Raw genomic sequence first — 22,871 nt, 5'->3', positions numbered from 1 at the left:
CATGAAGATCGGTGTAATCGGTGGCGGCCAGTTGGGCCGCATGTTGGCTCTGGCGGGCACTCCGCTGGGCATGAACTTCGCTTTTCTCGACCCCGCGCCGGATGCCTGTGCAGCCGCGCTGGGCGAACATCTGCGTGCCGATTACGGTGATCTGGATCACCTGCGCCAGTTGGCCGACGAGGTCGATCTGGTGACCTTCGAATTTGAAAGTGTCCCGGCTGAAACCGTCGCATTCCTGTCGCAGTTCGTACCGGTTTACCCGAGTGCAGACGCGCTGCGCATTGCCCGTGATCGCTGGTTCGAAAAGAGCATGTTCAAGGATCTTGGCATCCCGACGCCTGCGTTCGCCGACATTCAGTCCCAGGCTGATCTCGACGCTGCGGTCGCAACCATCGGCCTGCCTGCCGTTCTGAAAACCCGTACGCTGGGTTACGACGGCAAGGGTCAGAAGGTTCTGCGTGTGCCTGCCGATGTGGTCGATACATTTGCCGAGCTGGGCAGCGTCCCTTGCCTGCTGGAAGGCTTCGTGCCATTCACGGGCGAAGTGTCGTTGATCGCGGTCCGCGCCCGTGACGGAGAAACCCGTTTTTACCCGTTGGTGCACAACACCCATGACAGCGGCATTCTGCGTCTGTCCATCGCCAGCACGAATCATCCGTTGCAGGCCTTGGCTGAAGACTACGCCGGTCGTGTCCTCCAGCAGCTGGATTACGTGGGTGTGCTGGCTTTCGAATTTTTCGAAGTCGATGGTGGTCTGAAAGCCAACGAAATCGCGCCACGCGTGCACAACTCCGGCCACTGGACCACCGAAGGCGCCGAATGCAGTCAGTTCGAAAACCACTTGCGGGCGGTTGCGGGCTTGCCGCTGGGCTCCACGGCCAAGGTAGGTGAGAGCGCCATGCTGAATTTCATCGGTGAAGTGCCGGATGTCAGCAAGGTCATTGCCGTCGAAGACTGCCATTTGCATCACTACGGCAAGGCGTTCAAGGCGGGCCGCAAGGTGGGCCACGCGACCGTGCGCAGCGCCGATCGCGCCACGCTGGACCGTCAGGTCAAACAGGTCCAGGCACTGATCAAAGGCTGACAGGCGCAGGTCAGTCTTCGCGACCAGGATAGCGTGTCCCGGCTCGCTCCTACTCACGGGTGCTTTCACCAGCAGGTCACCGGCTGTTCATGAAGAATGCGTCTGCGTGCCGCAAACTTCGGTTCACGCCGGAACCATTCCCCCGCGGTGTTCTCAGATAGCAGTAAGCCAAGGCTGCAAAGGGTCTTGGCATGTTCACTTCACACAGAGGGAAACGGCATGGGCATCATTGGAACCATCTTTATCGGCTTTATCGTCGGCCTGTTGGCTCGCTTTCTGAAGCCGGGCGATGACAGCATGGGTTGGATCATGACCATCGTTCTGGGTATCGCCGGTTCGCTTGCAGCGACCTACGGTGGCCAGGCTCTGGGCATTTATCAGGCAGGTCAAGGCGCAGGCTTCCTGGGCGCGCTGGTCGGTGCAATCATCCTGCTGGTTATCTACGGCCTGATCAAAAAGAAGTAAAGGTCACGCGTCAGCCCTCTGCTTTGTGGTGCGCAGAGGGCTAAAATGCGCGGCAATTCCTGTTGCCTTGTTGAGCTCTATCATGCGCCGCGTTCTGTTGATGACCTTGCTGCTGGTGTCCGGGCTTGCACACGCCCAGTTGCCGGAGACCGATTGGCTTGAACTCATGCCCAAGTCGGATCAAAAAGCCCTGGAAGCCATGCCTGAAATCGACCACAACTCCCCGGAAGCAATGGGGACGTTCGACAGCAAGGGTGGTTTGAAGCAAAGCAAGGGCTTAACTGCTGTGATGTATTCGGCCAAGACCGTACCTGCCATGAATGGCAAGACGATCCGTCTTGGCGGTTATCCCGTACCGTTGGAAACCGACGCCAAAGGTCATAGCACGCTGTTCTTTCTCGTGCCCTATCCCGGTGCCTGCATCCACGTGCCGCCGCCGCCCCCGAATCAACTGGTGCTGGTGCGTTACCCCAAAGGCTTGAAGCTGGATGATATCTACACACCTTTGTGGGTCGAAGGCACCCTCAAGGTCGAGAAGATCAGTAACGATCTGGCCGATGCAGCCTATGCGATGGACGCGTCAAAGGTCCGCGTGGTGGTCGAGTCGGACCTCTGACGCCACGCTGATCAGTCCGCTTCGCTCCAGATGCTCACCCCAAGAATGTGCATGTCGTCTGGAGCCAGCGTCACCACATCACTCAGCACGTTGGCGGTTTCGACGCAGACCATGCGTTGCCAGCCATCCGGCGCCATGTCGGTGAAGCGTGCGGTCTTCTCGGTCCACGGGTTCCACAGAATTGCCGAACTGGAACCGATGCTGCGGATGTGGATCCGGCGCTTCCACTGCGGATCGACAATGCTCAGCACGCCGGGCGTGTCCTGATAGATGCGGTCGGTTTCGCCCGTAAATGTCAGGTCGCCTGTCTGCTCACGTTCTTCCCAGTTTTCCAGCGTCTCGATATAGCGCAGACCGTCGAGCCCTTCGACACTGATCTGACGAACGTCGCTGACTGCAAAATAGGTGTGCAGCGCCTGGCTGAGGGTGACGGCTTCGGTGCCGCAGTTGTAACTGATCAGGCTGACGTTCAGTGCGTGGTCCAGCCGGATGCTGAGCTTGAGGGCCACGTTGTGCGGCCAGCCCGGCAGTTGCCCTTCGGCCTGCGGCAGTACGAATTCCACTAACAGGGCATCGCCGTCCTGGCCGATACCCAGCAGCTCCCAGTCCAGCGCGCGCACTTCGCCGTGAGCCTTGGCCGGTTCGCTGCTGTCGCGCATGGCCTGCACGCTTTCAGGGTTACGCTCCAGATTGCCAAACCATGGCCAGCAGATCGGCATACCCGCACGAATGGGCTTGCACTGCTTGAACGCTGCCTTCTCGTTCAGCCAGATCAGGGGTTCCTGCCCATCCCGCTGGTAGCTGAGGATATGCGCGCCTTGCTGGGCGACCAGCAGTTCCGCGTCCTGATGACGGATGCGCCAGCAGTTCAGCTCGTCGTATTTGACGGATTCAACGACGGGTTCAACTGGTAATGTAGGCATACGTAGTTCTCACTCAAGGACAGTGACGAAAATAGACCGCGCTTGACGGTGTGAGTTTACCCGGACGGCAGCCTCCGGCAGAACGACGGTTACCGCCGTGCAGGGACCGAGCGCGTCCGGCCGCTGGCATCGATGGCCACGAATACAAACGCGGCCTCGGTGACCTTGCGCCATTCACTGGTCAACGGGTCATCGCTCCATACCTCGACCATCATCTTGATCGACGTGCGTCCGACCTCAAGGGTGCGTGTGTAGAAGGACAGCTGTTCGCCGACAGCGACCGGGACCAGAAACGCCATACGATCAATGGCCACGGTCGCAACGCGTCCGCCTGCCACTTTGCTGGCCATGGCAGTGCCTGCCAGGTCCATCTGAGAAACCAGCCAGCCCCCGAAAATATCGCCAAAGCCGTTGGTTTCACGGGGAAGAGCGGTGATTTGCAGCGCAAGGTCACCTTGCGGAGTTGGATCTTCTTGTTCGAGCTCGATCATGCCTAGGGTGCCTCTGACCCATGACTCTCATTATTTTTTGCCGCGGTTAACAGACCATTCAATCCCTCGGGTATGAACATTATGTGTCCATGCCCCGAGGTGGCCCTTGAGGGAAACTCTGCGAAAACCGCTGATTCAGACGTTTTTGCACAAATTCCCACGACGGCTGACGACCTGCGAGTATATCGGGCGTTGCGTCATAGAACGACCGGTTGGTTTTCATTTTGCCGTGATGCAGTTGCAGTCATGTGTTTTTTGAAACAATTTGCTATCTTGCTGCCACTACAGGTGACAAGACTGCCTGTACACGCAATTTTGGTGCCTATCTGCACAGTTGCCCCGGACAATCGCTTCTGCATGCCATCCCGCCGCAGCCAGCGTAGCTGTCGCTTGCCCATTCGAGAACACGTAATAGAGAAGCCTTGTCATGTCATCTGTTCCCTCTGATTCTGCGCAGCCGTCACGACCGTTGACGCGCAGCGATTACAAAACGTTGTCCCTTTCTGCTCTTGGCGGTGCGCTGGAGTTTTACGACTTCATCATTTTCGTCTTTTTTGCAGCGGTGGTCGGCAAGCTGTTCTTCCCGGTGGACATGCCTGAATGGCTGCGCATGATGCAGACCTTCGGCATTTTCGCGGCCGGGTATCTGGCAAGACCGCTGGGCGGCATCATCATGGCGCACTTCGGCGACCTGCTGGGGCGCAAGAAAATGTTCACGCTGAGCATTTTCATGATGGCAGTACCGACCCTGATCATGGGTCTGCTGCCGACCTACGCTCAGATCGGCATGTGGGCACCTATCCTGCTGTTGCTGATGCGCGTCATTCAGGGTGCTGCAATTGGCGGTGAAGTACCGGGCGCCTGGGTGTTCGTGTCCGAGCACGTCCCTGCACGCCACATCGGCTACGCCTGCGGCACGCTGACGGCGGGTCTGACCGCTGGCATTCTGCTGGGCTCGCTGGTTGCGACCGCGATCAACAGCATTTACACACCGCTCGAAGTGTCTGACTACGCCTGGCGGATTCCTTTCCTGCTGGGCGGTGTGTTTGGCTTGATGTCGGTTTACCTGCGTCGCCTGCTGCACGAAACGCCTGTGTTCGCTGAGCTGCAACAGCGCAAGGCGCTGGCCGATGAGGTGCCGCTCAAAGCGGTATTGCGTGACCATCGTGGCGCTGTTGCCCTGTCGATGCTCATGACCTGGCTGCTTTCGGCGGGCATCATCGTTGTGATCCTGATGACGCCGACCATCCTGCAGACCGTTTATGGTTTTCCGGCGGCCACTGCGCTTAAAGCCAACAGCCTGGCGATTGTCTTTCTGAGCCTGGGTTGCATCGGTGCTGGCGCGCTGGCAGACCGGATCGGGGCAGGCTGGGTCTTCCTGTTGGGCAGTGCGGGTCTGTTGGTCAGCTCCTGGACGTTCTATCACATCCTGGGTACCAACCCTGGCGTGCTGTTCCCGCTGTATGCCATCACTGGCCTGTTCGTGGGCACTATCGGCGCGGTGCCTTATGTGATGGTCAAGGCCTTCCCGCCAGTGGTGCGTTTTTCAGGCCTGTCGTTCTCTTACAATCTGGCCTACGCCATCTTTGGCGGTCTGACGCCAATGGTGGTCACGTTCATGCTCAAGAACAGCCCGATGGGGCCGTCCTGGTATGTAGCAATCCTGTGTGGCGTGGGAATGGCGATCGGCGTTTTTCTGTTGTCGAAAAAACGCTGACGGTTATTCTCTGGCACGCCGCAGCACCGTGTTCGTCACGAAAGGCCATCACCTGATCAAGGGTGATGGCCTTTTCATCTTATTGTCACAATCAATTCATAGAGTGGTCACAACATCGACCTTCTCAGGGGGTCGTGGACCTCTACACCCCTGCCAGGAGCGCAAGGATGACACTCAAGAGCTTGATGACTGCACTGACATTGGCTGCCGCCGGAGTTGCCGCTGCCAATACGTTCGCTGCCGTCGACCCTGCCATCAAGGCCTACACCAAGACCAGCGGTGTGTCGGGCAATCTCTCCAGTGTGGGTTCTGACACCCTGGCAAACCTGATGACCTTGTGGGCCGAGGCCTACAAAAAAGAATACCCCAGCGTGAACATTCAGATTCAGGCTGCTGGCTCATCGACTGCGCCTCCTGCGCTGAGTGAAGGCACTGCCAACCTCGGGCCCATGAGCCGCAGAATGAAGGACGGCGAGCTGTCGGCATTCGAACAGAAACACGGTTACAAGCCGACGGCCATTCCGGTGGCGGTGGATGCGTTGGCCGTGTTCGTTCACAAGGACAACCCCATCAAGGGTCTGACCCTTCAGCAAGTGGACGCGATATTTTCGGTGACCCGTCTGTGTGGCGCCAAAGCCGACGCGACAACCTGGGGCGATGTCGGGGTGACCGGTGATCTTGCAGGCAAGCCTATCCAGCTGTTTGGCCGCAACTCGGTGTCGGGTACCTACGGCTATTTCAAGGAAGTGGCGTTGTGCAAAGGCGACTTCAAGCCCAACGTCAATGAGCAGCCTGGCTCGGCTTCGGTGGTCAGCTCCATCAGCAATTCGCTTAATGGCATTGGCTATTCAGGTATCGGCTACAAGACTTCAAACGTCAGAACAGTCCCGCTGGCCAAGAAAGAAGGCGGCGAGTTTGTCGAGGACAACGAGGCCAACACCCTGAATGGCACGTACCCGTTGTCGCGCTTTCTGTACGTTTACGTGAACAAGGCTCCCAACAAGCCGCTGGCCCCGCTGGAAGCAGAGTTCATAAAGCTGGTGCTCTCAAGGCAGGGCCAGGAAGTGGTGATGAAAGACGGTTACATTCCGCTGCCTGCGCGGGTGGTGGAAAAGGCGTTGAGTGACCTTGGCCTGCAGGGCGCCAGTGGCGTAGCGGCGAAGCAGTAATCGAACAAGCGGGGCTCGATGCATCCCTCTGGGAGCACGGCCTTGTCATCCTGGAGCAGTCCACCGCCAAGTTGTTGGACGGTGGGCTTTCTTGCGTCACGTTGCTGTAATGTTTTTGTCATACAAGACCGCTACGGTGTGTGCGCATGAATGAGTTGGCCAAATCAGTGAAGAATCAAAGCCCCCCGCCAGAGCGTATCGACTTCAATACGCCTGCGATGCTGCGCAAGCGCCGTGTTCGTGCGTTCAAGGATCGTCTGACTCACTGGTACGTTGCTGTCGGTGGCCTTGCCGTGCTCGCCGCCATTACCTTGATCTTCTTCTACCTCGCTTACGTGGTTGCGCCGCTGTTCAAAGGGGCGACATTGACCGCTGCATCGCCATTGAACGCCGCCTGGATGCAGGACGCCGGCAAGCCGCTGATGATCTCGATCGAAGAACAGAACCAGATCGGCATGCGGATCTCTGACAAGGGCGAGGTGATCTTCTTCAATGTCCAGGACGGTGCGTTGTTGCATCGCGTTGCACTGCCGCTGCCGGCCGGCGCCAGGGTCGTCTCGATCGGCAAGGACCAGCCGGGCGCGCCGCTGATTGCCTTGGGTCTGTCCAACGGCCAAGTGCTGATTTTCAGGCACTCTTACCTGACGACCTACCCGGATAACCAGAAAACCATCACGCCCAGCGTCGCCTGGCCGTATGGCGAAACCCCGTTGGTGCTGGACGAACAAGGTCGTGCGGTCGAACACGTGACGGTCAGTGCGGACGGCGAAAGCCTGAAAATTGCCGGCTCTACCGGCACTCAGTTGCACGTCATTGCGCTTGAACAGACCGAAAACATGATGACGGGCGAGGTGACCCGCGAGCAGAGCCGCATTGAGCTGCCGCAAATGTCGGCCGAGGTCAAAGCGATCTATATCGACCCGCGCCAGCAATGGTTGTATGTGATCAACGGCCGGGCGCAGGCCGACGTTTTCAGCTTGCGTGAGCGCACGCTCAATGGCCGCTACAAATTACTGGAAGACGGTAATGCCGAGATCACCGCCAGCTCACAACTGGTCGGTGGCATCTCGCTGATTATCGGCAACTCCAGGGGCCATATAAGCCAGTGGTTCATGGCGCGCGATACGGACGGCGAACAGCGCCTCATGCGTGTTCGCGACTTCAAAATGAGCAGCGCTCCCATTGTCCAGATTCGCCCCGAGCAGCGCCGCAAGGGCTTCATCGCACTCGATGCCTCAGGCAAGCTGGGCGTTTTTCACAGCACCGCTCATCGTACTTTGCTGGTCGATCAGGTGGTAGACGGCCCCGGTATCGTGGCGCTTTCGCCGCGGGCCAATCAGGTATTGGTCGAAAGTGGCAGCACGTTGCTGCCGTTGACGCTGGACAACCCGCACCCAGAGGTGTCGTGGAGTTCGCTGTGGGGCAAGGTCTGGTACGAAAACTACGACGAGCCCAAGTACGTCTGGCAATCCACCGCGTCCAACTCCGACTTCGAGCCCAAGCTCAGCCTCGCACCGCTGACCTACGGCACCCTGAAAGCCGCTTTCTACGCGATGTTGCTGGCGGCTCCGCTGGCCGTTGCCGCCGCGATCTATACGGCCTATTTCATGGCGCCGGGCATGCGTCGCAAGGTCAAGCCGGTGATCGAGCTGATGGAAGCGATGCCGACCGTGATTCTCGGTTTCTTTGCCGGTCTGTTTCTGGCGCCGTACCTGGAAGTGCATCTGCCGGGCGTTTTCAGCCTGTTGCTGCTGACGCCGATTGGCATTCTTTTGGCGGGCTTTTTCTGGACTCGCCTGCCTGATTCAATCCGTCTGCGGGTGCCCGATGGTTGGGAAAGCGCCATCCTGATCCCGGTCGTGCTATTGGTGGGCTGGTTCTCGCTGAGCATGAGCCCGCATCTGGAAAGCTGGCTCTTCAATGGCGACATGCGCACCTGGATCCGTGAGGATCTGGGCATTACTTATGATCAGCGCAACGCACTGGTGGTCGGCATTGCCATGGGCTTTGCGGTTATCCCGAACATTTATTCGATCGCCGAAGACGCCGTGTTCAGCGTGCCGCGCAGCCTTACGCTGGGCTCGCTGGCCTTGGGCGCGACGCCGTGGCAAACCCTGACACGGGTGGTGATTCTGACCGCCAGCCCGGGGATCTTCTCGGCCTTGATGATCGGCATGGGGCGAGCGGTAGGTGAAACCATGATTGTGCTGATGGCCACAGGTAACACACCGATCATGGACATGAACCTGTTCGAAGGCATGCGCACGCTGGCGGCCAACGTGGCGGTGGAAATGCCCGAGTCTGAAGTGGGTGGCAGTCATTACCGTGTGCTGTTCCTGGCCGCGCTGGTGCTGCTGATGTTCACCTTTGTGATGAACACCCTTGCAGAGCTGATTCGTCAGCGCCTGCGCAAGCAATACTCGTCGCTTTAAGGAAGGTAGCAGTTCGTGAAACGGAACTCCCTCAAGAGCTGGTTCAGTAGCGGCGCCCCTGGCGTCTGGATGAGTGCGGGCGCCGTATCCATCGCAGTGATCATGACCATCGGCCTGCTGACAGTGATTGCCGTGCGTGGTCTGGGCCATTTCTGGCCTGCCGATCTGGTGGCCGCGCAATACGACGTGCCCGGTCAGGAAAAGCAGGTTTTGATCGGTGAGCTTGTCGAGCAGGAACAAGTACCGCGTGCCCGCCTGAAGCAGGCTGGACTGCCGGTGCCCGATACTGGCCCTGAGTTCATGACCCGCGAGTTGTTCAAGGTCGGCAACCGGGACATCAATCCCAGCGATTTCACCTGGGTGTTGGGTGAATGGCTGACGGATCAACGCCGCCCTGCTGATCTCATGACCCTTGAGCGTCGCGAGTGGGGCAATTTTTACGGTTATCTGGTCAACGTCAAAGAAGGCGGCAAGGTTGTGGCCGAAGGCGACGCTGCCTGGCCGACGCTGCAGGAACGCATCAAGCGCGTCGAAAAGCTGGCTGACGAGTTGTACGCGCTGGAAAAGAAAGACATTGGCGCCATCAACCACGGCATCGAACGCCTGCGTCTTCAGGCCCGCAAGCTGGAACTCGATGGCAGGCTGGACGCGGCCGCGCAAGCGGACATGGCGGTCGAGCGCGCTGAACTGGATGCGCGTTACAAAGTAATCGAAGAGCGCCTCGGCACGCTGCACCAGGCGTTCGACCGTGACAGCCTCACGGCTCGCGACGCCAATGGCAAAGAGATCGAGATCAATCTGGGCAAGGTGGTCCATGCCTATCAGCCCAATGCGATGGGGACCTTTACCAAGCTGGAGTTCTACGTCCAGAAGTTGTGGGAATTTCTCAGCGACGACCCACGCGAAGCCAATACCGAAGGGGGCATCTTTCCGGCCATTTTCGGCACGGTAATGATGACCCTGATCATGGCGATCATCGTGACGCCGTTCGGTGTTCTCGCAGCGGTGTATCTGCGGGAATACGCCCGTCAAGGGCCGCTCACTCGATTGATCCGCATCGCCGTGAACAACCTGGCGGGTGTGCCGGCGATTGTCTATGGGGTCTTCGGGCTGGGCTTTTTCGTCTACGTGCTGGGTGGTTCGGTGGACCGCTTGTTCTTCCCCGAAGCGTTGCCGGCCCCTACATTCGGTACGCCGGGCTTGCTCTGGGCATCGCTGACGCTGGCCTTGCTGGCGGTTCCCGTGGTGATCGTGGCGACGGAGGAAGGGCTGGCGCGCATTCCGCTGACCCTGCGCGAAGGGTCGCTGGCGCTGGGCGCAACCAAGGCCGAAACCTTGTGGAAGATTGTCCTGCCGATGGCCAGCCCGGCCATGATGACCGGGTTGATTCTGGCCGTGGCACGAGCAGCAGGCGAGGTGGCACCGCTGATGCTGGTGGGTGTCGTCAAGCTGGCCCCATCGCTGCCGCTGGACGGCAATTATCCGTACCTGCATCTCGATCAGAAGATCATGCACCTGGGTTTCCATATTTATGACGTGGGCTTTCAGAGCCCCAATGTCGAGGCGGCTCGGCCGCTGGTGTATGCCACGGCGCTGTTGCTGGTGCTGGTGATCGCCTTGCTCAACCTGTCGGCAGTCGCGATTCGCAACCACCTGCGAGAGAAGTACAAGGCGCTCGACAACTGATCCTGTTGCCGACCCCTGAACAAGGCGGGCGGCTCTATGAAACGAATGGTTCGCAGAGGAGCAATCCATGCAGCATGAAAGCCCGACTCACGGCATGAACATGTCGGCCCTGAGGCGTCACAAGCAAGGCTTGAACCTTGCCGAAGAGACGGTCGCCATCGAAGTGCCCGGCCTGAATCTGTTCTATGGCCAGAAGCAGGCACTGTTCGACATCGCCCTCAATATTCCCAAACAGAAGGTGACCTCGTTCATCGGACCGTCGGGCTGTGGCAAGTCAACACTGTTGCGCACCTTCAACCGTATGAACGATCTGGTGGACGGTTGCCGTGTGGAGGGTGCAATCAATCTGTACGGCCACAATATCTACACCAAGGGCGAGGAAGTCGCGGAGCTGCGACGTCGCGTTGGCATGGTGTTCCAGAAGCCGAATCCGTTTCCCAAGACCATTTATGAAAACGTGGTGTACGGGCTGCGAATTCAAGGCATCAACAAAAAGCGCGTACTCGACGAAGCGGTCGAGTGGGCCTTGAAAGCCGCTGCACTGTGGGATGAGGTCAAGGATCGACTGCATGAGTCGGCGTTGGGCTTGTCCGGTGGTCAGCAGCAACGTCTGGTCATTGCTCGAACCATCGCCGTGGAGCCGGAAGTGCTGCTGCTCGACGAACCCTGTTCGGCACTTGATCCGATTTCGACGCTGAAAGTTGAAGAGCTGATCTACGAACTGAAATCCAAATACACCATTGTGATCGTCACCCACAACATGCAGCAGGCGGCTCGGGTGTCGGATTACACCGCGTTCATGTACATGGGCAAACTCGTCGAGTTCGGGGACACAGATACGTTGTTCACCAACCCGGCAAAAAAACAGACGGAAGACTACATCACCGGTCGTTATGGCTAGGACGTGCTTCGTCAGACCTGAACCACTGCTGCGTTTTCGCATTTAACCGGACGTTCCAAGGACATCTAGCATGATCCACAAAGACAGCCACACGCATCACATTTCCCAACAGTTCAACGCTGAACTCGAAGATGTTCGCAGCCATTTGCTCGAAATGGGTGGGCTGGTCGAGAAGCAGGTCAATGATTCGGTCACCGCGCTGATCGAGGCCGACTCGGGCCTTGCGCAGCGGGTTCGTGAAGTCGACGACCGCATCAACCAGATGGAGCGCAACATCGACGAAGAGTGCCTGCGCATTCTGGCTCGTCGTCAGCCTGCGGCTTCTGACCTGCGTCTGATCATCAGCATCTCCAAGTCGGTGATCGACCTTGAGCGCATCGGTGACGAAGCCACCAAGATCGCCCGTCGTGCCATTCAGTTGTGCGAAGAAGGCGAGGCACCACGCGGTTACGTCGAAGTGCGGCACATCGGCGATCAGGTGCGCAACATGGTGCGCGATGCGCTCGACTCGTTCGCTCGTTTTGACGCAGAACTGGCCCTGTCGGTCGCTCAGTACGACAAGATCATCGACCGTGAGTACAAGACCGCACTGCGCGAGCTGGCGACCTACATGATGGAAGACCCTCGGTCGATCTCTCGTGTACTCAACGTGATCTGGGTGCTGCGTTCGCTGGAACGCATCGGTGACCACGCCCGTAACATCTCCGAGCTGGTAATTTATCTGGTGCGCGGCACCGATGTGCGTCACATGGGCCTCAAGCGTATGAAGGAAGAGGTTCAGGGCATATCGAGCGAAAAGGCTAATGTTCCGGACGACGCTGACGATAAGTAAGATTGCCTGCAAGAAAACGCCCGGCACTCGTCGGGCGTTTTTCGTTGTGCAGACGAGCATTTTTCCAGTCGCCTGCGGATTAAATCTCCTGGCGCAGTCAATCAATATGGCAGTTGGCTATCAGTCAACGCTATGCTTGCCGAAATAAAGGGCGTGTTGGCATATCGCAGTTCGCCTGAAAGGTGAACACGTCCGCAGGAGTGTCGATGAGTAAGGTCAGTGTGTTGGTGGTGGATGACGCAACGTTTATTCGCGACCTGGTCAAGAAAGGGCTGCGCAATTATTTTCCCGGAATCCATACCGAGGACGCAGTCAACGGCCGCAAGGCTCAAACGTTATTGGGCAAAGAGACGTTCGATCTGATCCTGTGCGATTGGGAAATGCCCGAGATGTCCGGTCTTGAACTGCTGGAATGGTGCCGCGCGCAAGACAATTACCTGAAAACCGTTCCGTTCATCATGGTCACCAGCCGTGGCGACAAAGAGAACGTCGTACAGGCCATCCAGGCGGGCGTCAGTGATTTTGTCGGCAAGCCGTTTACCAATGAACAACTGTTGAGCAAGGTCAAAAAGGCCTTGGCCAAGGTCGGCAAGCTGGACGCTGTCATGTCTACTGCTCCGGCCCGCATGAACTCGCCGCTGAATGACTCGTTGAGCGCGTTGACCGGTGGCAAGGCTGAAGTCGTGCGTTCAGCACCTGCGCCTGCCGCATCCGGTGGCATTGCCAAGGCTCCGCCGGTGGTCGCCAAGACTGCTGAGCCAGCAGGCCGTGGTCAGGGTCAGTTGCGTTTGCCCAACGGTATTCAGTCCTGCGTCATCAAAGGCTTGAGCCTGAAAGAAGCGACACTGGTCGTGCGCTGCAGCGAAAACATGCCGCAAGTGCTCGACAGCGCAGTGCTGGATCTCGAGCAGGGCGAGAGCAACGAAATTGCTCGTCTGAACGGCTATCTGCACTCTGTCGCCGCGTTTGAGCAGAAACCTGACAGCGAATGGCTGCAGGTCAGCTTCCGTTTCGTCGATCAGGATGCGCAGAAGCTCGACTACCTGTCGCGTCTGATTGCTCGCGGCACCGCCCAGAAACACTTCGTTCCAGGCGCCTGACAGCCTTGAAGGGCCGCTCTTGAGACGGGGCGGCCTTTTCGATGTTCATGACCGTCCCTCTCTGGCGCGCATTTCTTGACGCCTGCTCTGTTGCCGATTGATACCGTTGAGTCCTCTTGCGCCCTTAACGCTGCTAGGCTTGGCACCCATCGCCAATGAACCAGAAACCTTCTGATGCTCGAACGCCTGCTGATCCTGATCGCCCTGACACTGGCCACCCAAATGGCCGGGGCTGTCACGATCTACAAGACCACGGATGCCAATGGTGTCGTATCGTTCTCTGACCGACCTTCGCCGGGTTCGTCGGTGCTGGTGTTCCGTGACCGGATGGTGGAGCGTATCGAGCAGCAGGTGCACCTGAGTATCCGCCGGGAAAAAGGCGTGCACAGCCTTTACGTGCGCAATGACCTGTATGCGCCGGTCGAGGTGGAACTGAAACTCTCTAACGTGAAGAACGTGCTGGGTGTGGCAGGCGCTTCATCGACGCTACGCCGGACCATCCCTGCGCGCAGTAACGAGCGGGTCGTGGTGCTGAGCCCCAAGGTCGCCGACAAGGCAATGAACTACGCCTCGATGCTGACTTCCACGCTCGGGGACCCTAAAGGCTCTGTGCAGGCCTACAGGTACCCGCTGCCATGGATCGGCGGGCCGTTCCGCCTGACGCAGGGGCCGGGCGGCAAATACAGCCACTATGGGGTCAAGGGGCGCTATGCGATGGACATCGCCATGCCGGAAGGCACGCCTATCATCGCGGCGCGCGGCGGCACGGTGGTAAAAATCGAAAACAGTCAGTCGGGCAGGGGATCTAACGCTTCGGGGAATTTTGTGCGGATACTGCACAATGACGGCACGATGGGCGTTTATCTGCACCTGATGCGCGGTTCGGTCAGCGTCAATGAGGGTCAGCACGTCGTCGTCGGTACTGCGCTGGCGCGCTCTGGTAACACCGGCAACAGTACGGGTCCGCATTTGCACTTTGTGGTGCAGCGCAACTCGGGCAACGAGCTGGTCTCCATCCCTTACGAGTTCGCCCAGCCGGTGCAGAGCTTGCCTGACTTCGCTGTGGGCGGGAACTGACTGCGCGGGCGTGGTGGCCCGCGCACCGGTCAATCGAGCTTCAGCACCTTGGCCAGCACAATCTTCGGACCTTTCATCTTCTTGATGATGATCCGCAGGCCTTCGACTTCCATCTGTTCTTCTTCTTCCGGCACCCGCTTGAGGGTTTCGTAGATCAGGCCCGCCAGGGTTTCGGCTTCAATGTGGTCCAGATCGATGCCCAGCAGACGCTCGACCTTGAACAGCGGCGTGTCGCCACGCACCAGCAGTTTGCCGGGCTGGTAAGCCAGAATGCCGCGCTCCACCTTGCGGTGTTCGTCCTGAATGTCGCCCACCAGCACTTCGAGTACGTCTTCCATGGTCAGGTAACCGATGATCTTGCCGTCGGCCTCCTCGACCACGGCGAAATGCGCGCCGCCCTTGCGGAACTGTTCCAGCAACTGCGACAGCGGCATGTGCCGCGATACGCGCTCCAGCGGTCGCGTCACTTCGGCCAGGTTGAACGACTCGGGGATATGGTCCAGAGCCGCCAGCTCAAGGAGCAGGTCCTTGATGTGCAGCAGACCGACGAATTCGCCACGCTCTGCGTCGTACACGGGGTAGCGGCTGAATTTGTGACGGCGGAACAGGGCGAGGATTTCCTTGAGCGGCGCGTTGAAATCCAGTGTCACGAGGTCTTCGCGCGAGTTGGCCCAGTCGACCACTTCCAGCTCACCCATTTCCACGGCAGATGCCAGTACACGCATGCCCTGGTCGCTTGGGTCCTGGCCGCGGCTGGAGTGCAGAATCAGCTTCAGTTCATCGCGGCTATAGCTGTGCTCGTGATGCGGGCCAGGCTCGCCCTGACCGGCAATCCGCAGGATCGCGTTGGCGCTGGCGTTGAGCAGGTAGATCGCCGGGTACATCAGCCAGTAGAACAGGTACAGCGGTGCAGCCGTCCACAGCGAGAGCAGTTCGGGTTTGCGAATGGCCCAGGATTTGGGCGCCAGCTCGCCGATCACGATGTGCAGGTACGAAATGATGAAGAAAGCGGTAAAGAACGACACGCCCTTGATCAGCTCCGGCGTGTCCACACCCATGGCGGCAAGCAGCGGCTCAAGCAGGTGCGCAAAGGCGGGTTCGCCCACCCAGCCCAGCCCGAGGGAGGCGAGGGTGATACCCAGTTGGCACGCCGAAAGGTAGGCATCCAGTTGGCCGTGTACCTTGCGCAGGATATGCCCACGCCAGCCGTTCTGATCTGCGATGGATTCGACGCGGGTCGAGCGCAGTTTGACCATGGCGAATTCGGCCGCAACGAAAAAACCGTTGAGCAGGACCAGAAACAGAGCAAAAAGAATCATGCCGAAATCGGCGAAGAGTGAAGACAGGTTAAAACTAGGGGATGGGTCCATGGTGGGGTTTTACGGGGTCCGTTCTAACTAAAAGGGGGAAGTGCTGCGCCGCAGACGGCGCCTTGAACCCGGCAATGTAGCCGCTGAAAGCGGGCTTGCCTAGTAGTCTGGATCCAGGCTTGGAGCTTTGCTGAGCTGGCTGCTGGCAAAATGGCAGGTAAAAACGCTGCCCTTGCCTGGAACACTGTTGATCTCAAGGGTGCCACGATGGCGCAACAGTACGTGCTTGACGATCGCAAGGCCCAGGCCAGTGCCGCCGGTATTGGAGGCCCGGCTGGTGTCTACCCGGTAGAACCGTTCGGTCAGTCTTGGCAGATGCTTGGCTTCGATCCCCATGCCTGAGTCTTGCACGCTCAGGTGCGCACCCCGCTCGTCGGCCCACCAGCGAATGCGGATGATGCCCTGCGCCGGGGTGTATTTCACGGCATTGAAAATGAGGTTGGAAAACGCACTGCGCAGCTCGGTTTCGCTGCCTTTAAGGCATGCCTCACTGTCGAGCGTCAGGTGGATCTGCTGTTCTTTGCTCCCCGACAAGGCAATCGCGTCGGCCTTGATGGTCTTGAGCAAGGTGCTGACCAGTACCGGGTGGTTGTCGGACGGGTAATCAGTGGCTTCGAGTTTTGCCAGCAGCAGCAAGTCGTTGAGCAACGTCTGCATGCGTCCGCCTTGCTGGTGCATCTGCTGCAAGGCCCGGACCCAGCGCGGATTAACCTCTTCGACGTTGTCGAGCAGGGTTTCCAGATAGCCGAAAATGACCGTCAGCGGTGTGCGCAGCTCATGGGATACGTTGGCGACGAAGTCCTTGCGCATCTGTTCCAGCAAATGGATACGTGTCACGTCGCGTACCAGCATCAGATGCTCGTTGTTACCGTAGCGGGTGATCAACAGCTGAATGCGCAGATGGTCGTTGGTTGGTGACGGGATTTCCAACGGTTCGCTGTAGTTACCCAGCGCGAAGTACTCCTTGAACCGTGGATGACGCACCAGGTTGGTGACCGGCTGGCCACTGTCCTGAGGCGTCTTGAGCCCCAGCAGCGTCTCGGCTGCGCGGTTCCACCACTCCAGATTGCCTTCGCTGTCGAGCATGATCACCGCGTCCCTCAGGGCGGCAGTTGATTCCTGCACCCGATCGATCACGGCTTGCAGGCGGCCCCGCACACGCTGATCACGGCGTTGCAGGTGGTAGATGCTGTCAAAGACCTCGCCCCACAGGCCATAACCGTCTGGCGGGGGTTCGTCAGCCTTGTGGCTGCTCAGCCATTCGTGAAGGCGCAGCAGTTGTTTGAGGGTCCAGGCCAGATAAACACCGAGACCAGTGGCCAGGCTCCAGCCATAGTGTCCACTGATCAGGCCCACCAACAGGCAGGCGCTGATGAGCAACAACATGTGGCGTATCAGGGTGCCATGCCAATTTTGGTTCAATTAAAGGTACATCCTAGTCTGGTGCCCACTGGCCGCTGCCCTGCGTCTACGGAGTAGCTGTCAGCTCTTGGTCGAGAAGCGGTAGCCGGTACCGCGCACGGTTTGCACCAGGTTCTCGTAAGCATCACCCAAGGCCTTGCGCAGACGGCGGATATGAACGTCCACGGTGCGCTCTTCGACGTACACATTGCCGCCCCAGACCTGATCCAGCAATTGCCCACGGGTATAGGCACGTTCCTGATGGGTCATGAAAAACTGCAGAAGACGGTACTCGGTCGGGCCCATTTCGGCAGGCTTGCCGTCGATGGTCACCCGGTGGCTGATCGGGTCGAGCAACAGGCCGCCCACTTCAATCGGCGCTTCGCCGTCAGTCGGTCCTGCGCGACGCAGTACAGCCTTTAGGCGTGCAACCAGTTCACGAGGCGAGAAAGGCTTGGTGATGTAGTCATCTGCGCCGACTTCCAGGCCCTGGATCTTGTTGTCCTCTTCGCCCTTGGCGGTGAGCATGATGATCGGAATGTCTCCGGTCAGTTCGTCACGCTTGAGGCGGCGCGCCAGCTCGATGCCCGACGTGCCGGGGAGCATCCAGTCGAGCAGAATCAGGTCCGGTTTGCGGTCCACGATGATCGCGTGAGCCTGCTGTGAGTTTTCGGCCTCGATACAGTCATAGCCAGCCATTTCCAACGCAACGGCGATCATTTCGCGAATAGGCGCTTCGTCGTCAACGATCAGAATGCTTCTGCCAACCATGCTCGAACCTCGTGTCATTTAACTGTCTTGGGGCGCATTAGATAACGGAAATATTGCAGTCGTGTGACAAGCAGCGGTGAGGCTATCACGCGCGCTGTTTACGGGGCTAAGCTTGCGTTGCTCTCTCGAACGCTTTTCCATGACAAAAAGAGGATGTACCTGATGGCTAACGTCTCTACCGTACTCAAGAGTTTGCTGGTTGCTGCCACATTGGCATCGTCTGGACTGGCCTTCGCCGCCGAGCCTGCCATGACGAAGGGCGGCAAACTGGTCGACCATAAAGACCTCACGCTTTACACCTTTGACAAAGACACCACAGGCAAATCGGTCTGCAATGAGCAATGCGCCGTCAACTGGCCGCCTCTCGCCGCTGCCGCGGACAGCTCGGCTGAAGGTAAGTGGACCGTCATCACCCGTGACGACAAGACCCGCCAGTGGGCTTACGACGGCAAGCCGCTGTACACCTTTATCAAAGACGCCAAGGCTGGCGACGTCGAGGGTGAGGGCAAGGGCGGCGTCTGGCACATCGCCAAGCCGTAACGCTTGAGACTGGCGGCCAGCCAGCCTGGCCGTCAACGGAGTGCGTAATCGGCAACGATACCCACAAAGATGGCCAGCCCGGCCCAGTGATTATGCAGAAACGCCTTGAAACAGGCATCTCGCTCACGGCGGCGTGTGCTCCAGAACTCCCACGCAAAGCACCCGGCCGCCACCAGCAGGCCGAGATGGAACCATGTGCCCAGCTCAAAGCGTGCGCCAGCCAGCATCAGGCAACCCAGTGCTAACCCTTGCAGCGTCAGAATGATTACGCGGTCTGCATCGCCAAACAGCACGGCGGTGGATTTCACACCGATTTTCAGATCATCGTCGCGGTCCACCATGGCGTAGTACGTGTCGTAACCCACGGTCCAGAGCAGATTGGCGATGTACAGCAACCAGGCGGCAGCGGGCAGTTCGCCGGTTTCTGCGGTAAACGCCATTGGCATGCCCCACGAAAACGCAGCGCCCAGCACCACCTGCGGGTAATAGGTGTAGCGCTTCATGAAGGGGTAACAGGCCGCAAGCGCCAGGCCACCGAATGACAGCCAGATCGTGGTGCTGTTGGTGAACAGCACCAGCACAAAGCTCAGCCCCACCAGTACCGCAAACAGCACCAACGCCTCGCGTGCCTGAACCTTGCCGCTGACCAGCGGGCGTTGCTCGGTTCGTTTGACGTGGCCGTCCACCTTGCGGTCGGCGTAGTCATTGATCACGCAGCCAGCTGCACGCATCAGGAACACACCGACCACGAAGATCAGCACGTTTGCCAGCGACGGCGCGCCCTTGCCAGCGATCCACACTGCCCACAAGGTCGGCCACAGCAAGAGGTAGATGCCGATAGGCTTGTCGATACGTGTCAGTTGGATAAAGTCCCAGGCGCGTGGGTTCAGCCGGTTCAGCGATTTGAGCAGCGACAGGTACATCAGGTGGGTTCCTCGTTCGGGATCGCGGTCCAGAAGATGGGCAGGAAAACTTCGGCGACCAGTATGCTCAGCGGTCCACGGCGAAAGCGCGAACGACGAGCCCACAGGCCTGGAGTGATCTGTTCCTGAGGCAGCCAGGCATCAGGGTAACGGCAGACCTGGAGTTTGCCACGCGCGAATGCCGGGTCGGTGAACAGCAATTCGCCCAACGAGCGGGTACCCAGCTCACCCATGTTCAGACCACCGTCCTGTAACGCGTCACGGGCCGCTACGCTGCGTGCGAACACCCACGGCGCGCCATTGCCCCGCAAGTACACCTCGCGCACCCAGCCCTCACTGGAGACGGGCAGCTCCAGCGCCTCGCATTCGTCATCGCGCAAGCGCTGCCAGCCTTCATATACCGGAGCAACACTGAAGCCCCCGCTGGAGAGATCATTCAAGCGGCGTGTCAGAGAATTCTGATTGAACAGCCAGTCGAGAATGACCGGCGCTGGCGCATTGATCAATTGCTCGCGCTCAAGCCAGTCAGGGGTAATGAAAGCGGGGTTTTGCTGGGTCACGGTAAGTCATTGTCGGCAGCCAACGAGGCTGCGAGCTTAGCATGATTGGTACGCCCGACCGACGGTCGCCAAAACGGCGAGTGACACAAACAGGCTTGCATCCGAGGCTGTCGATCAGTACAACGCCCGTTCAAGCGGCGATCGACCGTAATGCCTGTACCAGCCTGAATTGAGAGAGACGAACCATGAAAAAGTGGCAATGCATTGTCTGTGGCCTTATCTACAACGAAGCTGATGGTTGGCCTGATGACGGCATCGCGCCCGGCACATTATGGCAGGACGTTCCAGAAGACTGGCTCTGCCCTGATTGCGGCGTCGGTAAAATGGACTTTGAAATGATTGAAATCGGTTGATTCTTCTATTTGGGAAAAAGCAATGAGCGCACCTGTCGTCATCATCGGTACCGGCCTTGCGGGCTATAACCTTGCTCGGGAGTTTCGCAAGCTGGACGGCGAAACTCCGCTGCTGCTGATTACGGCCGATGACGGCCGTTCGTATTCCAAGCCCATGCTGTCGACGGGCTTTGGCAAGAACAAGGAAGCCGACGGCCTGAGCATGGCAGAGCCTGGGGCCATGGCCGACCAGCTCAAGGCCGAGGTGCGTACTCACACCCGAATCAGTGGCATAGACCCCGGCCACAAGCGTTTGTGGATTGGCGAAGAAGCCGTCTACTACCGCGACCTGGTGTTGGCATGGGGCGCTGAAACCATTCGGGTGCCGGTGGACGGTGACGCCAGCGATGCGATTTTCCCGATCAATGATTTGCAGGATTACGCGCGCTTTCGGGCTGCAGCGGCAGGCAAGCGCCGCGTCCTGATTCTGGGCGCAGGGCTGATCGGCTGTGAGTTTGCCAACGATTTGATCCTGGGCGGCTACGAAGTCGATCTGGTAGCGCCTTGCGAACACGTGATGCCGACCCTGTTGCCCGCTGCGGCCGCCGCAGCTGTGCAGAAAGGGCTTGAGAGCCTGGGCGCCCGTTTCCATCTGGGGCCTCTACTGACGCGGCTGCAACGCGTCGGGGACGGGCTGCAAGCGCATCTGTCGGATGGGCAGGTCATTGACTGCGATCTGGTAGTGTCTGCGATCGGCTTGCGCCCACGCGTTGATCTGGCCGCTGCCGCTGGCTTGCAGGTCGGTCGAGGCATTCGGGTCGACCGTCAGCTGCAGACATCCCACGCCAATATCCACGCGCTGGGTGACTGCGCTGAAGTCGATGGTCTGAACCTGCTTTACGTCATGCCTCTTATGAGCTGTGCCCGAGCCCTCGCTCAAACGTTGGCTGGCACCCCGACTGCCGTGAAGTACGGGCCCATGCCGATTACCGTAAAAACGCCTGCCTGCCCGTTGGTGGTATCGCCACCGCCGCTGGGTTCAAACGGCACATGGAGCGTCGAAGGGCAGGGGGCCGACATCAAGGCACTGTGTCACGACGCCGAGGGGAATGTACTGGGCTATGCGTTGACCGGCGCCGCCGTTATGGAAAAACTCGCACTTAACAAGGTTTTACCTGCGTTATTGGCATGACTTGTGGTCATTTTGTCGGATAGGTCGCCTTTTTCTTCCAATAAACGTTGCCCACGCACTGGCGCGGGTAACGTCGGCATGCCATCCTCGACTCCGTCTGCCGCTACGTAGAGCCGTCGCGGCACCTTGCTACTGCTCGTTATAAGCAGCGCAGGACATAAAAACAAAAACCGTAAAAGAGGCTTCATAATGCGTAAACCTGAACTCGCAGCCGTCATTGCTGAAAAGGCGGATCTCACCAAAGAACAATCCAGCCGCGTCCTTAACGCGATTCTTGAAGAAATCACCGGCGCCCTGCATCGCAAGGACAGCGTGACGTTGGTTGGCTTTGGTACATTCCTGCAGCGCCATCGCGGTGCGCGGACCGGCAAAAACCCGCAAACGGGTGAGCCAGTCAAAATCAAGGCGAGCAACACCGTCGCCTTCAAGCCAGGGAAATTTCTGAAAGACAGCGTAAATCCTTGACCCCGGCTGCGCGCCTTGGCGGGAGGCGAGCGGTCACGAAAACGGGCACTTCTGATGACATCGGGTGCCCGTTTTTTATATCACTCGAATTTTCGACCTCGCGAGGGGCTGGTCCTACCTCTCCTAAGAAGTTTCCTACCTGAATGTGTCCGACTGCCTTCCTACAGCGCAGCCATGCCTGACTTTTTCTACGTGAACGTTCCCTTAAAGTCCTGCTCCCGCTGACCCTTCCGGTCCGCAGTGCACATATTTGGGAAAGTCACGAATGAAAAAGCTATGGATGTCTGCTGCCGTTGCAACCCTGATCGCCGCTACCAGTGGTTGCGTGAGCTACAACGTGAGCCAGCCGACGGCACCGCTGGAAGGTATGGTCAAAACCGATCTCAAGGCTGACGTCAAAGTGGGCGGCACCATCACTGGCGAATCCTCCACCAACATCCTGTTCAACTTCCTGAGCATCGGCGGCGATACTCAATTCGCCGATGGCGTTGCCTACGGCGGCGCGGGTGGTGGTGGCCTTGGCCTGGCATTGCCTGATCCTGTTTCGACAACCAAGGCTGCAGCGGCTTACAAGGCCGTGAAGTCCTCCGGTGCCGATCTGATCGTGGCGCCGCGCTATGAAGTCAGCGTCAAGGACTACTTCATTTTCAAGAAAGTGGACGTGAAAGTGACAGGCCACAAAGGCAGCATCAACAGCATCCGCTGACGGTTCGCCTGAGCGCCGCCTCGAGACAGGCGGTGCTTCTGCCGAAGTACAGGTGTTTCGCTCCGATCGTCGTCGAAAAGCGTTTTGTCCTACAGGATTAACGCAAAGAACCCGCTAC

Annotated in this window: 23 protein-coding genes; 16 read left to right on the top strand and 7 right to left on the bottom strand. The window is 58.8% G+C overall.

The window, feature by feature from the left end:
• The first annotated feature begins 1 nt into the window (after position 1).
• From KDX37_RS17470 to KDX37_RS17460, 3 genes are all read left to right on the top strand, one after another.
• On the top strand, positions 2-1,084 hold the full coding sequence (locus tag KDX37_RS17470; RefSeq protein WP_231653961.1) for a 5-(carboxyamino)imidazole ribonucleotide synthase: 1,083 nt from the start codon (positions 2-4) through the stop codon (positions 1,082-1,084).
• A 219-nt stretch (positions 1,085-1,303) separates the two neighbouring features.
• Complete coding sequence (locus KDX37_RS17465) at positions 1,304-1,549, top strand: GlsB/YeaQ/YmgE family stress response membrane protein (protein WP_231653960.1); 246 nt, start codon at positions 1,304-1,306, stop codon at positions 1,547-1,549.
• Between the two features lie 82 nt (positions 1,550-1,631).
• Positions 1,632-2,165 (top strand): DUF3299 domain-containing protein, encoded by a 534-nt coding sequence (locus KDX37_RS17460; RefSeq protein ID WP_231653959.1) that lies wholly within the window; start codon positions 1,632-1,634, stop codon positions 2,163-2,165.
• A gap of 11 nt (positions 2,166-2,176) precedes the next feature.
• On the opposite strand, the gene KDX37_RS17455 is transcribed toward KDX37_RS17460, so the two are convergent.
• Positions 2,177-3,088 (bottom strand): D-hexose-6-phosphate mutarotase, encoded by a 912-nt coding sequence (locus KDX37_RS17455; protein ID WP_231653958.1) that lies wholly within the window; start codon positions 3,086-3,088, stop codon positions 2,177-2,179.
• An 89-nt stretch (positions 3,089-3,177) separates the two neighbouring features.
• Positions 3,178-3,579, bottom strand: a complete 402-nt coding sequence (locus KDX37_RS17450; protein ID WP_003316086.1) for an acyl-CoA thioesterase — start codon at positions 3,577-3,579, stop codon at positions 3,178-3,180.
• Positions 3,580-4,006: 427 nt separating this feature from the next.
• Between KDX37_RS17450 and KDX37_RS17445 the strand changes: the two genes are divergently transcribed.
• The 8 genes from KDX37_RS17445 to KDX37_RS17410 all read left to right on the top strand — a co-directional run bounded on the left by KDX37_RS17445 (position 4,007) and on the right by KDX37_RS17410 (position 14,493).
• On the top strand, positions 4,007-5,296 hold the full coding sequence (locus KDX37_RS17445; protein WP_231653957.1) for an MFS transporter: 1,290 nt from the start codon (positions 4,007-4,009) through the stop codon (positions 5,294-5,296).
• A 167-nt stretch (positions 5,297-5,463) separates the two neighbouring features.
• Positions 5,464-6,465 carry a phosphate ABC transporter substrate-binding protein PstS family protein gene (locus KDX37_RS17440; RefSeq protein ID WP_231653956.1) on the top strand — a complete coding sequence of 334 codons (1,002 nt, stop codon included), beginning with the start codon at positions 5,464-5,466 and terminating at the stop codon, positions 6,463-6,465.
• 146 nt (positions 6,466-6,611) lie between these two features.
• Complete coding sequence (locus tag KDX37_RS17435; protein WP_231653955.1) at positions 6,612-8,897, top strand: ABC transporter permease subunit; 2,286 nt, start codon at positions 6,612-6,614, stop codon at positions 8,895-8,897.
• 69 nt (positions 8,898-8,966) lie between these two features.
• Entirely contained in the window at positions 8,967-10,583 is a 1,617-nt protein-coding gene (gene pstA / locus KDX37_RS17430; RefSeq protein ID WP_231654035.1) for a phosphate ABC transporter permease PstA, read from the top strand.
• Between the two features lie 67 nt (positions 10,584-10,650).
• On the top strand, positions 10,651-11,484 hold the full coding sequence (pstB, locus tag KDX37_RS17425; RefSeq protein WP_231653954.1) for a phosphate ABC transporter ATP-binding protein PstB: 834 nt from the start codon (positions 10,651-10,653) through the stop codon (positions 11,482-11,484).
• Positions 11,485-11,554: 70 nt separating this feature from the next.
• A complete protein-coding gene (gene phoU / locus KDX37_RS17420; protein WP_231653953.1) occupies positions 11,555-12,316 on the top strand; it encodes a phosphate signaling complex protein PhoU in 762 nt (253 codons plus the stop codon).
• A 206-nt stretch (positions 12,317-12,522) separates the two neighbouring features.
• A complete protein-coding gene (locus KDX37_RS17415; protein ID WP_231653952.1) occupies positions 12,523-13,416 on the top strand; it encodes a response regulator in 894 nt (297 codons plus the stop codon).
• A gap of 174 nt (positions 13,417-13,590) precedes the next feature.
• Positions 13,591-14,493, top strand: a complete 903-nt coding sequence (locus KDX37_RS17410) for a peptidoglycan DD-metalloendopeptidase family protein (RefSeq protein WP_231653951.1) — start codon at positions 13,591-13,593, stop codon at positions 14,491-14,493.
• A gap of 29 nt (positions 14,494-14,522) precedes the next feature.
• On the opposite strand, the gene KDX37_RS17405 is transcribed toward KDX37_RS17410, so the two are convergent.
• The 3 genes from KDX37_RS17405 to phoB form a co-directional block, all read right to left on the bottom strand.
• Positions 14,523-15,863 (bottom strand): hemolysin family protein, encoded by a 1,341-nt coding sequence (locus tag KDX37_RS17405; protein WP_231653950.1) that lies wholly within the window; start codon positions 15,861-15,863, stop codon positions 14,523-14,525.
• A gap of 99 nt (positions 15,864-15,962) precedes the next feature.
• Entirely contained in the window at positions 15,963-17,285 is a 1,323-nt protein-coding gene (gene phoR / locus KDX37_RS17400) for a phosphate regulon sensor histidine kinase PhoR (protein ID WP_264759292.1), read from the bottom strand.
• Positions 17,286-17,345: 60 nt separating this feature from the next.
• Complete coding sequence (gene phoB, locus KDX37_RS17395) at positions 17,346-18,035, bottom strand: phosphate regulon transcriptional regulator PhoB (RefSeq protein ID WP_004881608.1); 690 nt, start codon at positions 18,033-18,035, stop codon at positions 17,346-17,348.
• A 162-nt stretch (positions 18,036-18,197) separates the two neighbouring features.
• Here phoB and KDX37_RS17390 point away from each other — a divergent pair, with 162 nt between their 5' ends.
• Positions 18,198-18,575: a COG4315 family predicted lipoprotein gene (locus KDX37_RS17390; protein ID WP_231653948.1), complete on the top strand. Its 378-nt coding sequence runs from the start codon at positions 18,198-18,200 to the stop codon at positions 18,573-18,575.
• A 32-nt stretch (positions 18,576-18,607) separates the two neighbouring features.
• Here KDX37_RS17390 and ubiA read toward each other — a convergent pair whose 3' ends face one another.
• Both ubiA and KDX37_RS17380 read right to left on the bottom strand, forming a co-directional pair.
• Entirely contained in the window at positions 18,608-19,498 is an 891-nt protein-coding gene (ubiA, locus tag KDX37_RS17385; protein WP_231653947.1) for a 4-hydroxybenzoate octaprenyltransferase, read from the bottom strand.
• Positions 19,498-20,058 (bottom strand): chorismate--pyruvate lyase family protein, encoded by a 561-nt coding sequence (locus tag KDX37_RS17380; RefSeq protein ID WP_231653946.1) that lies wholly within the window; start codon positions 20,056-20,058, stop codon positions 19,498-19,500. The genes ubiA and KDX37_RS17380 overlap by 1 nt, the downstream gene beginning before the upstream one ends.
• Before the next feature lie 185 nt (positions 20,059-20,243).
• On the opposite strand from KDX37_RS17380, the gene KDX37_RS17375 reads away from it, so the two are divergent.
• From KDX37_RS17375 to KDX37_RS17360, 4 genes are all read left to right on the top strand, one after another.
• Positions 20,244-20,411, top strand: coding sequence for a rubredoxin (locus KDX37_RS17375; protein ID WP_002555879.1), 168 nt, complete (start codon positions 20,244-20,246; stop codon positions 20,409-20,411).
• A gap of 22 nt (positions 20,412-20,433) precedes the next feature.
• Positions 20,434-21,582 (top strand): NAD(P)/FAD-dependent oxidoreductase, encoded by a 1,149-nt coding sequence (locus KDX37_RS17370; protein ID WP_231653945.1) that lies wholly within the window; start codon positions 20,434-20,436, stop codon positions 21,580-21,582.
• 189 nt (positions 21,583-21,771) lie between these two features.
• Entirely contained in the window at positions 21,772-22,047 is a 276-nt protein-coding gene (locus KDX37_RS17365) for an HU family DNA-binding protein (RefSeq protein WP_231653944.1), read from the top strand.
• A gap of 265 nt (positions 22,048-22,312) precedes the next feature.
• Positions 22,313-22,753 carry a hypothetical protein gene (locus KDX37_RS17360; protein WP_231653943.1) on the top strand — a complete coding sequence of 147 codons (441 nt, stop codon included), beginning with the start codon at positions 22,313-22,315 and terminating at the stop codon, positions 22,751-22,753.
• The last annotated feature ends 118 nt before the right edge of the window (positions 22,754-22,871 follow it).

Origin of the sequence: Pseudomonas californiensis, from assembly GCF_021147775.1 — a bacterium.
In the GTDB taxonomy this organism is placed as follows: Bacteria; Pseudomonadota; Gammaproteobacteria; order Pseudomonadales; family Pseudomonadaceae; genus Aquipseudomonas; species Aquipseudomonas californiensis.
Note: the sequence above shows the minus strand (reverse complement) of the source record. Positions and strands in the feature narration are given on the sequence as shown.

Excerpts from the sequence above, each read along its gene's own strand:
- KDX37_RS17470 (WP_231653961.1), top strand. The coding sequence starts at position 2 with ATGAAGATCGGTGTAATCGGTGGCGGCCAGTTGGGCCGCATGTTGGCT.
- KDX37_RS17465 (WP_231653960.1), top strand. The coding sequence starts at position 1,304 with ATGGGCATCATTGGAACCATCTTTATCGGCTTTATCGTCGGCCTGTTG.
- KDX37_RS17460 (WP_231653959.1), top strand. The coding sequence starts at position 1,632 with ATGCGCCGCGTTCTGTTGATGACCTTGCTGCTGGTGTCCGGGCTTGCA.
- KDX37_RS17455 (WP_231653958.1), bottom strand. The coding sequence starts at position 3,088 with ATGCCTACATTACCAGTTGAACCCGTCGTTGAATCCGTCAAATACGAC.
- KDX37_RS17450 (WP_003316086.1), bottom strand. The coding sequence starts at position 3,579 with ATGATCGAGCTCGAACAAGAAGATCCAACTCCGCAAGGTGACCTTGCG.
- KDX37_RS17445 (WP_231653957.1), top strand. The coding sequence starts at position 4,007 with ATGTCATCTGTTCCCTCTGATTCTGCGCAGCCGTCACGACCGTTGACG.
- KDX37_RS17440 (WP_231653956.1), top strand. The coding sequence starts at position 5,464 with ATGACACTCAAGAGCTTGATGACTGCACTGACATTGGCTGCCGCCGGA.
- KDX37_RS17435 (WP_231653955.1), top strand. The coding sequence starts at position 6,612 with ATGAATGAGTTGGCCAAATCAGTGAAGAATCAAAGCCCCCCGCCAGAG.
- pstA (WP_231654035.1), top strand. The coding sequence starts at position 8,967 with ATGAGTGCGGGCGCCGTATCCATCGCAGTGATCATGACCATCGGCCTG.
- pstB (WP_231653954.1), top strand. The coding sequence starts at position 10,651 with ATGCAGCATGAAAGCCCGACTCACGGCATGAACATGTCGGCCCTGAGG.
- phoU (WP_231653953.1), top strand. The coding sequence starts at position 11,555 with ATGATCCACAAAGACAGCCACACGCATCACATTTCCCAACAGTTCAAC.
- KDX37_RS17415 (WP_231653952.1), top strand. The coding sequence starts at position 12,523 with ATGAGTAAGGTCAGTGTGTTGGTGGTGGATGACGCAACGTTTATTCGC.
- KDX37_RS17410 (WP_231653951.1), top strand. The coding sequence starts at position 13,591 with ATGCTCGAACGCCTGCTGATCCTGATCGCCCTGACACTGGCCACCCAA.
- KDX37_RS17405 (WP_231653950.1), bottom strand. The coding sequence starts at position 15,863 with ATGGACCCATCCCCTAGTTTTAACCTGTCTTCACTCTTCGCCGATTTC.
- phoB (WP_004881608.1), bottom strand. The coding sequence starts at position 18,035 with ATGGTTGGCAGAAGCATTCTGATCGTTGACGACGAAGCGCCTATTCGC.
- KDX37_RS17390 (WP_231653948.1), top strand. The coding sequence starts at position 18,198 with ATGGCTAACGTCTCTACCGTACTCAAGAGTTTGCTGGTTGCTGCCACA.
- ubiA (WP_231653947.1), bottom strand. The coding sequence starts at position 19,498 with ATGTACCTGTCGCTGCTCAAATCGCTGAACCGGCTGAACCCACGCGCC.
- KDX37_RS17375 (WP_002555879.1), top strand. The coding sequence starts at position 20,244 with ATGAAAAAGTGGCAATGCATTGTCTGTGGCCTTATCTACAACGAAGCT.
- KDX37_RS17370 (WP_231653945.1), top strand. The coding sequence starts at position 20,434 with ATGAGCGCACCTGTCGTCATCATCGGTACCGGCCTTGCGGGCTATAAC.
- KDX37_RS17365 (WP_231653944.1), top strand. The coding sequence starts at position 21,772 with ATGCGTAAACCTGAACTCGCAGCCGTCATTGCTGAAAAGGCGGATCTC.
- KDX37_RS17360 (WP_231653943.1), top strand. The coding sequence starts at position 22,313 with ATGAAAAAGCTATGGATGTCTGCTGCCGTTGCAACCCTGATCGCCGCT.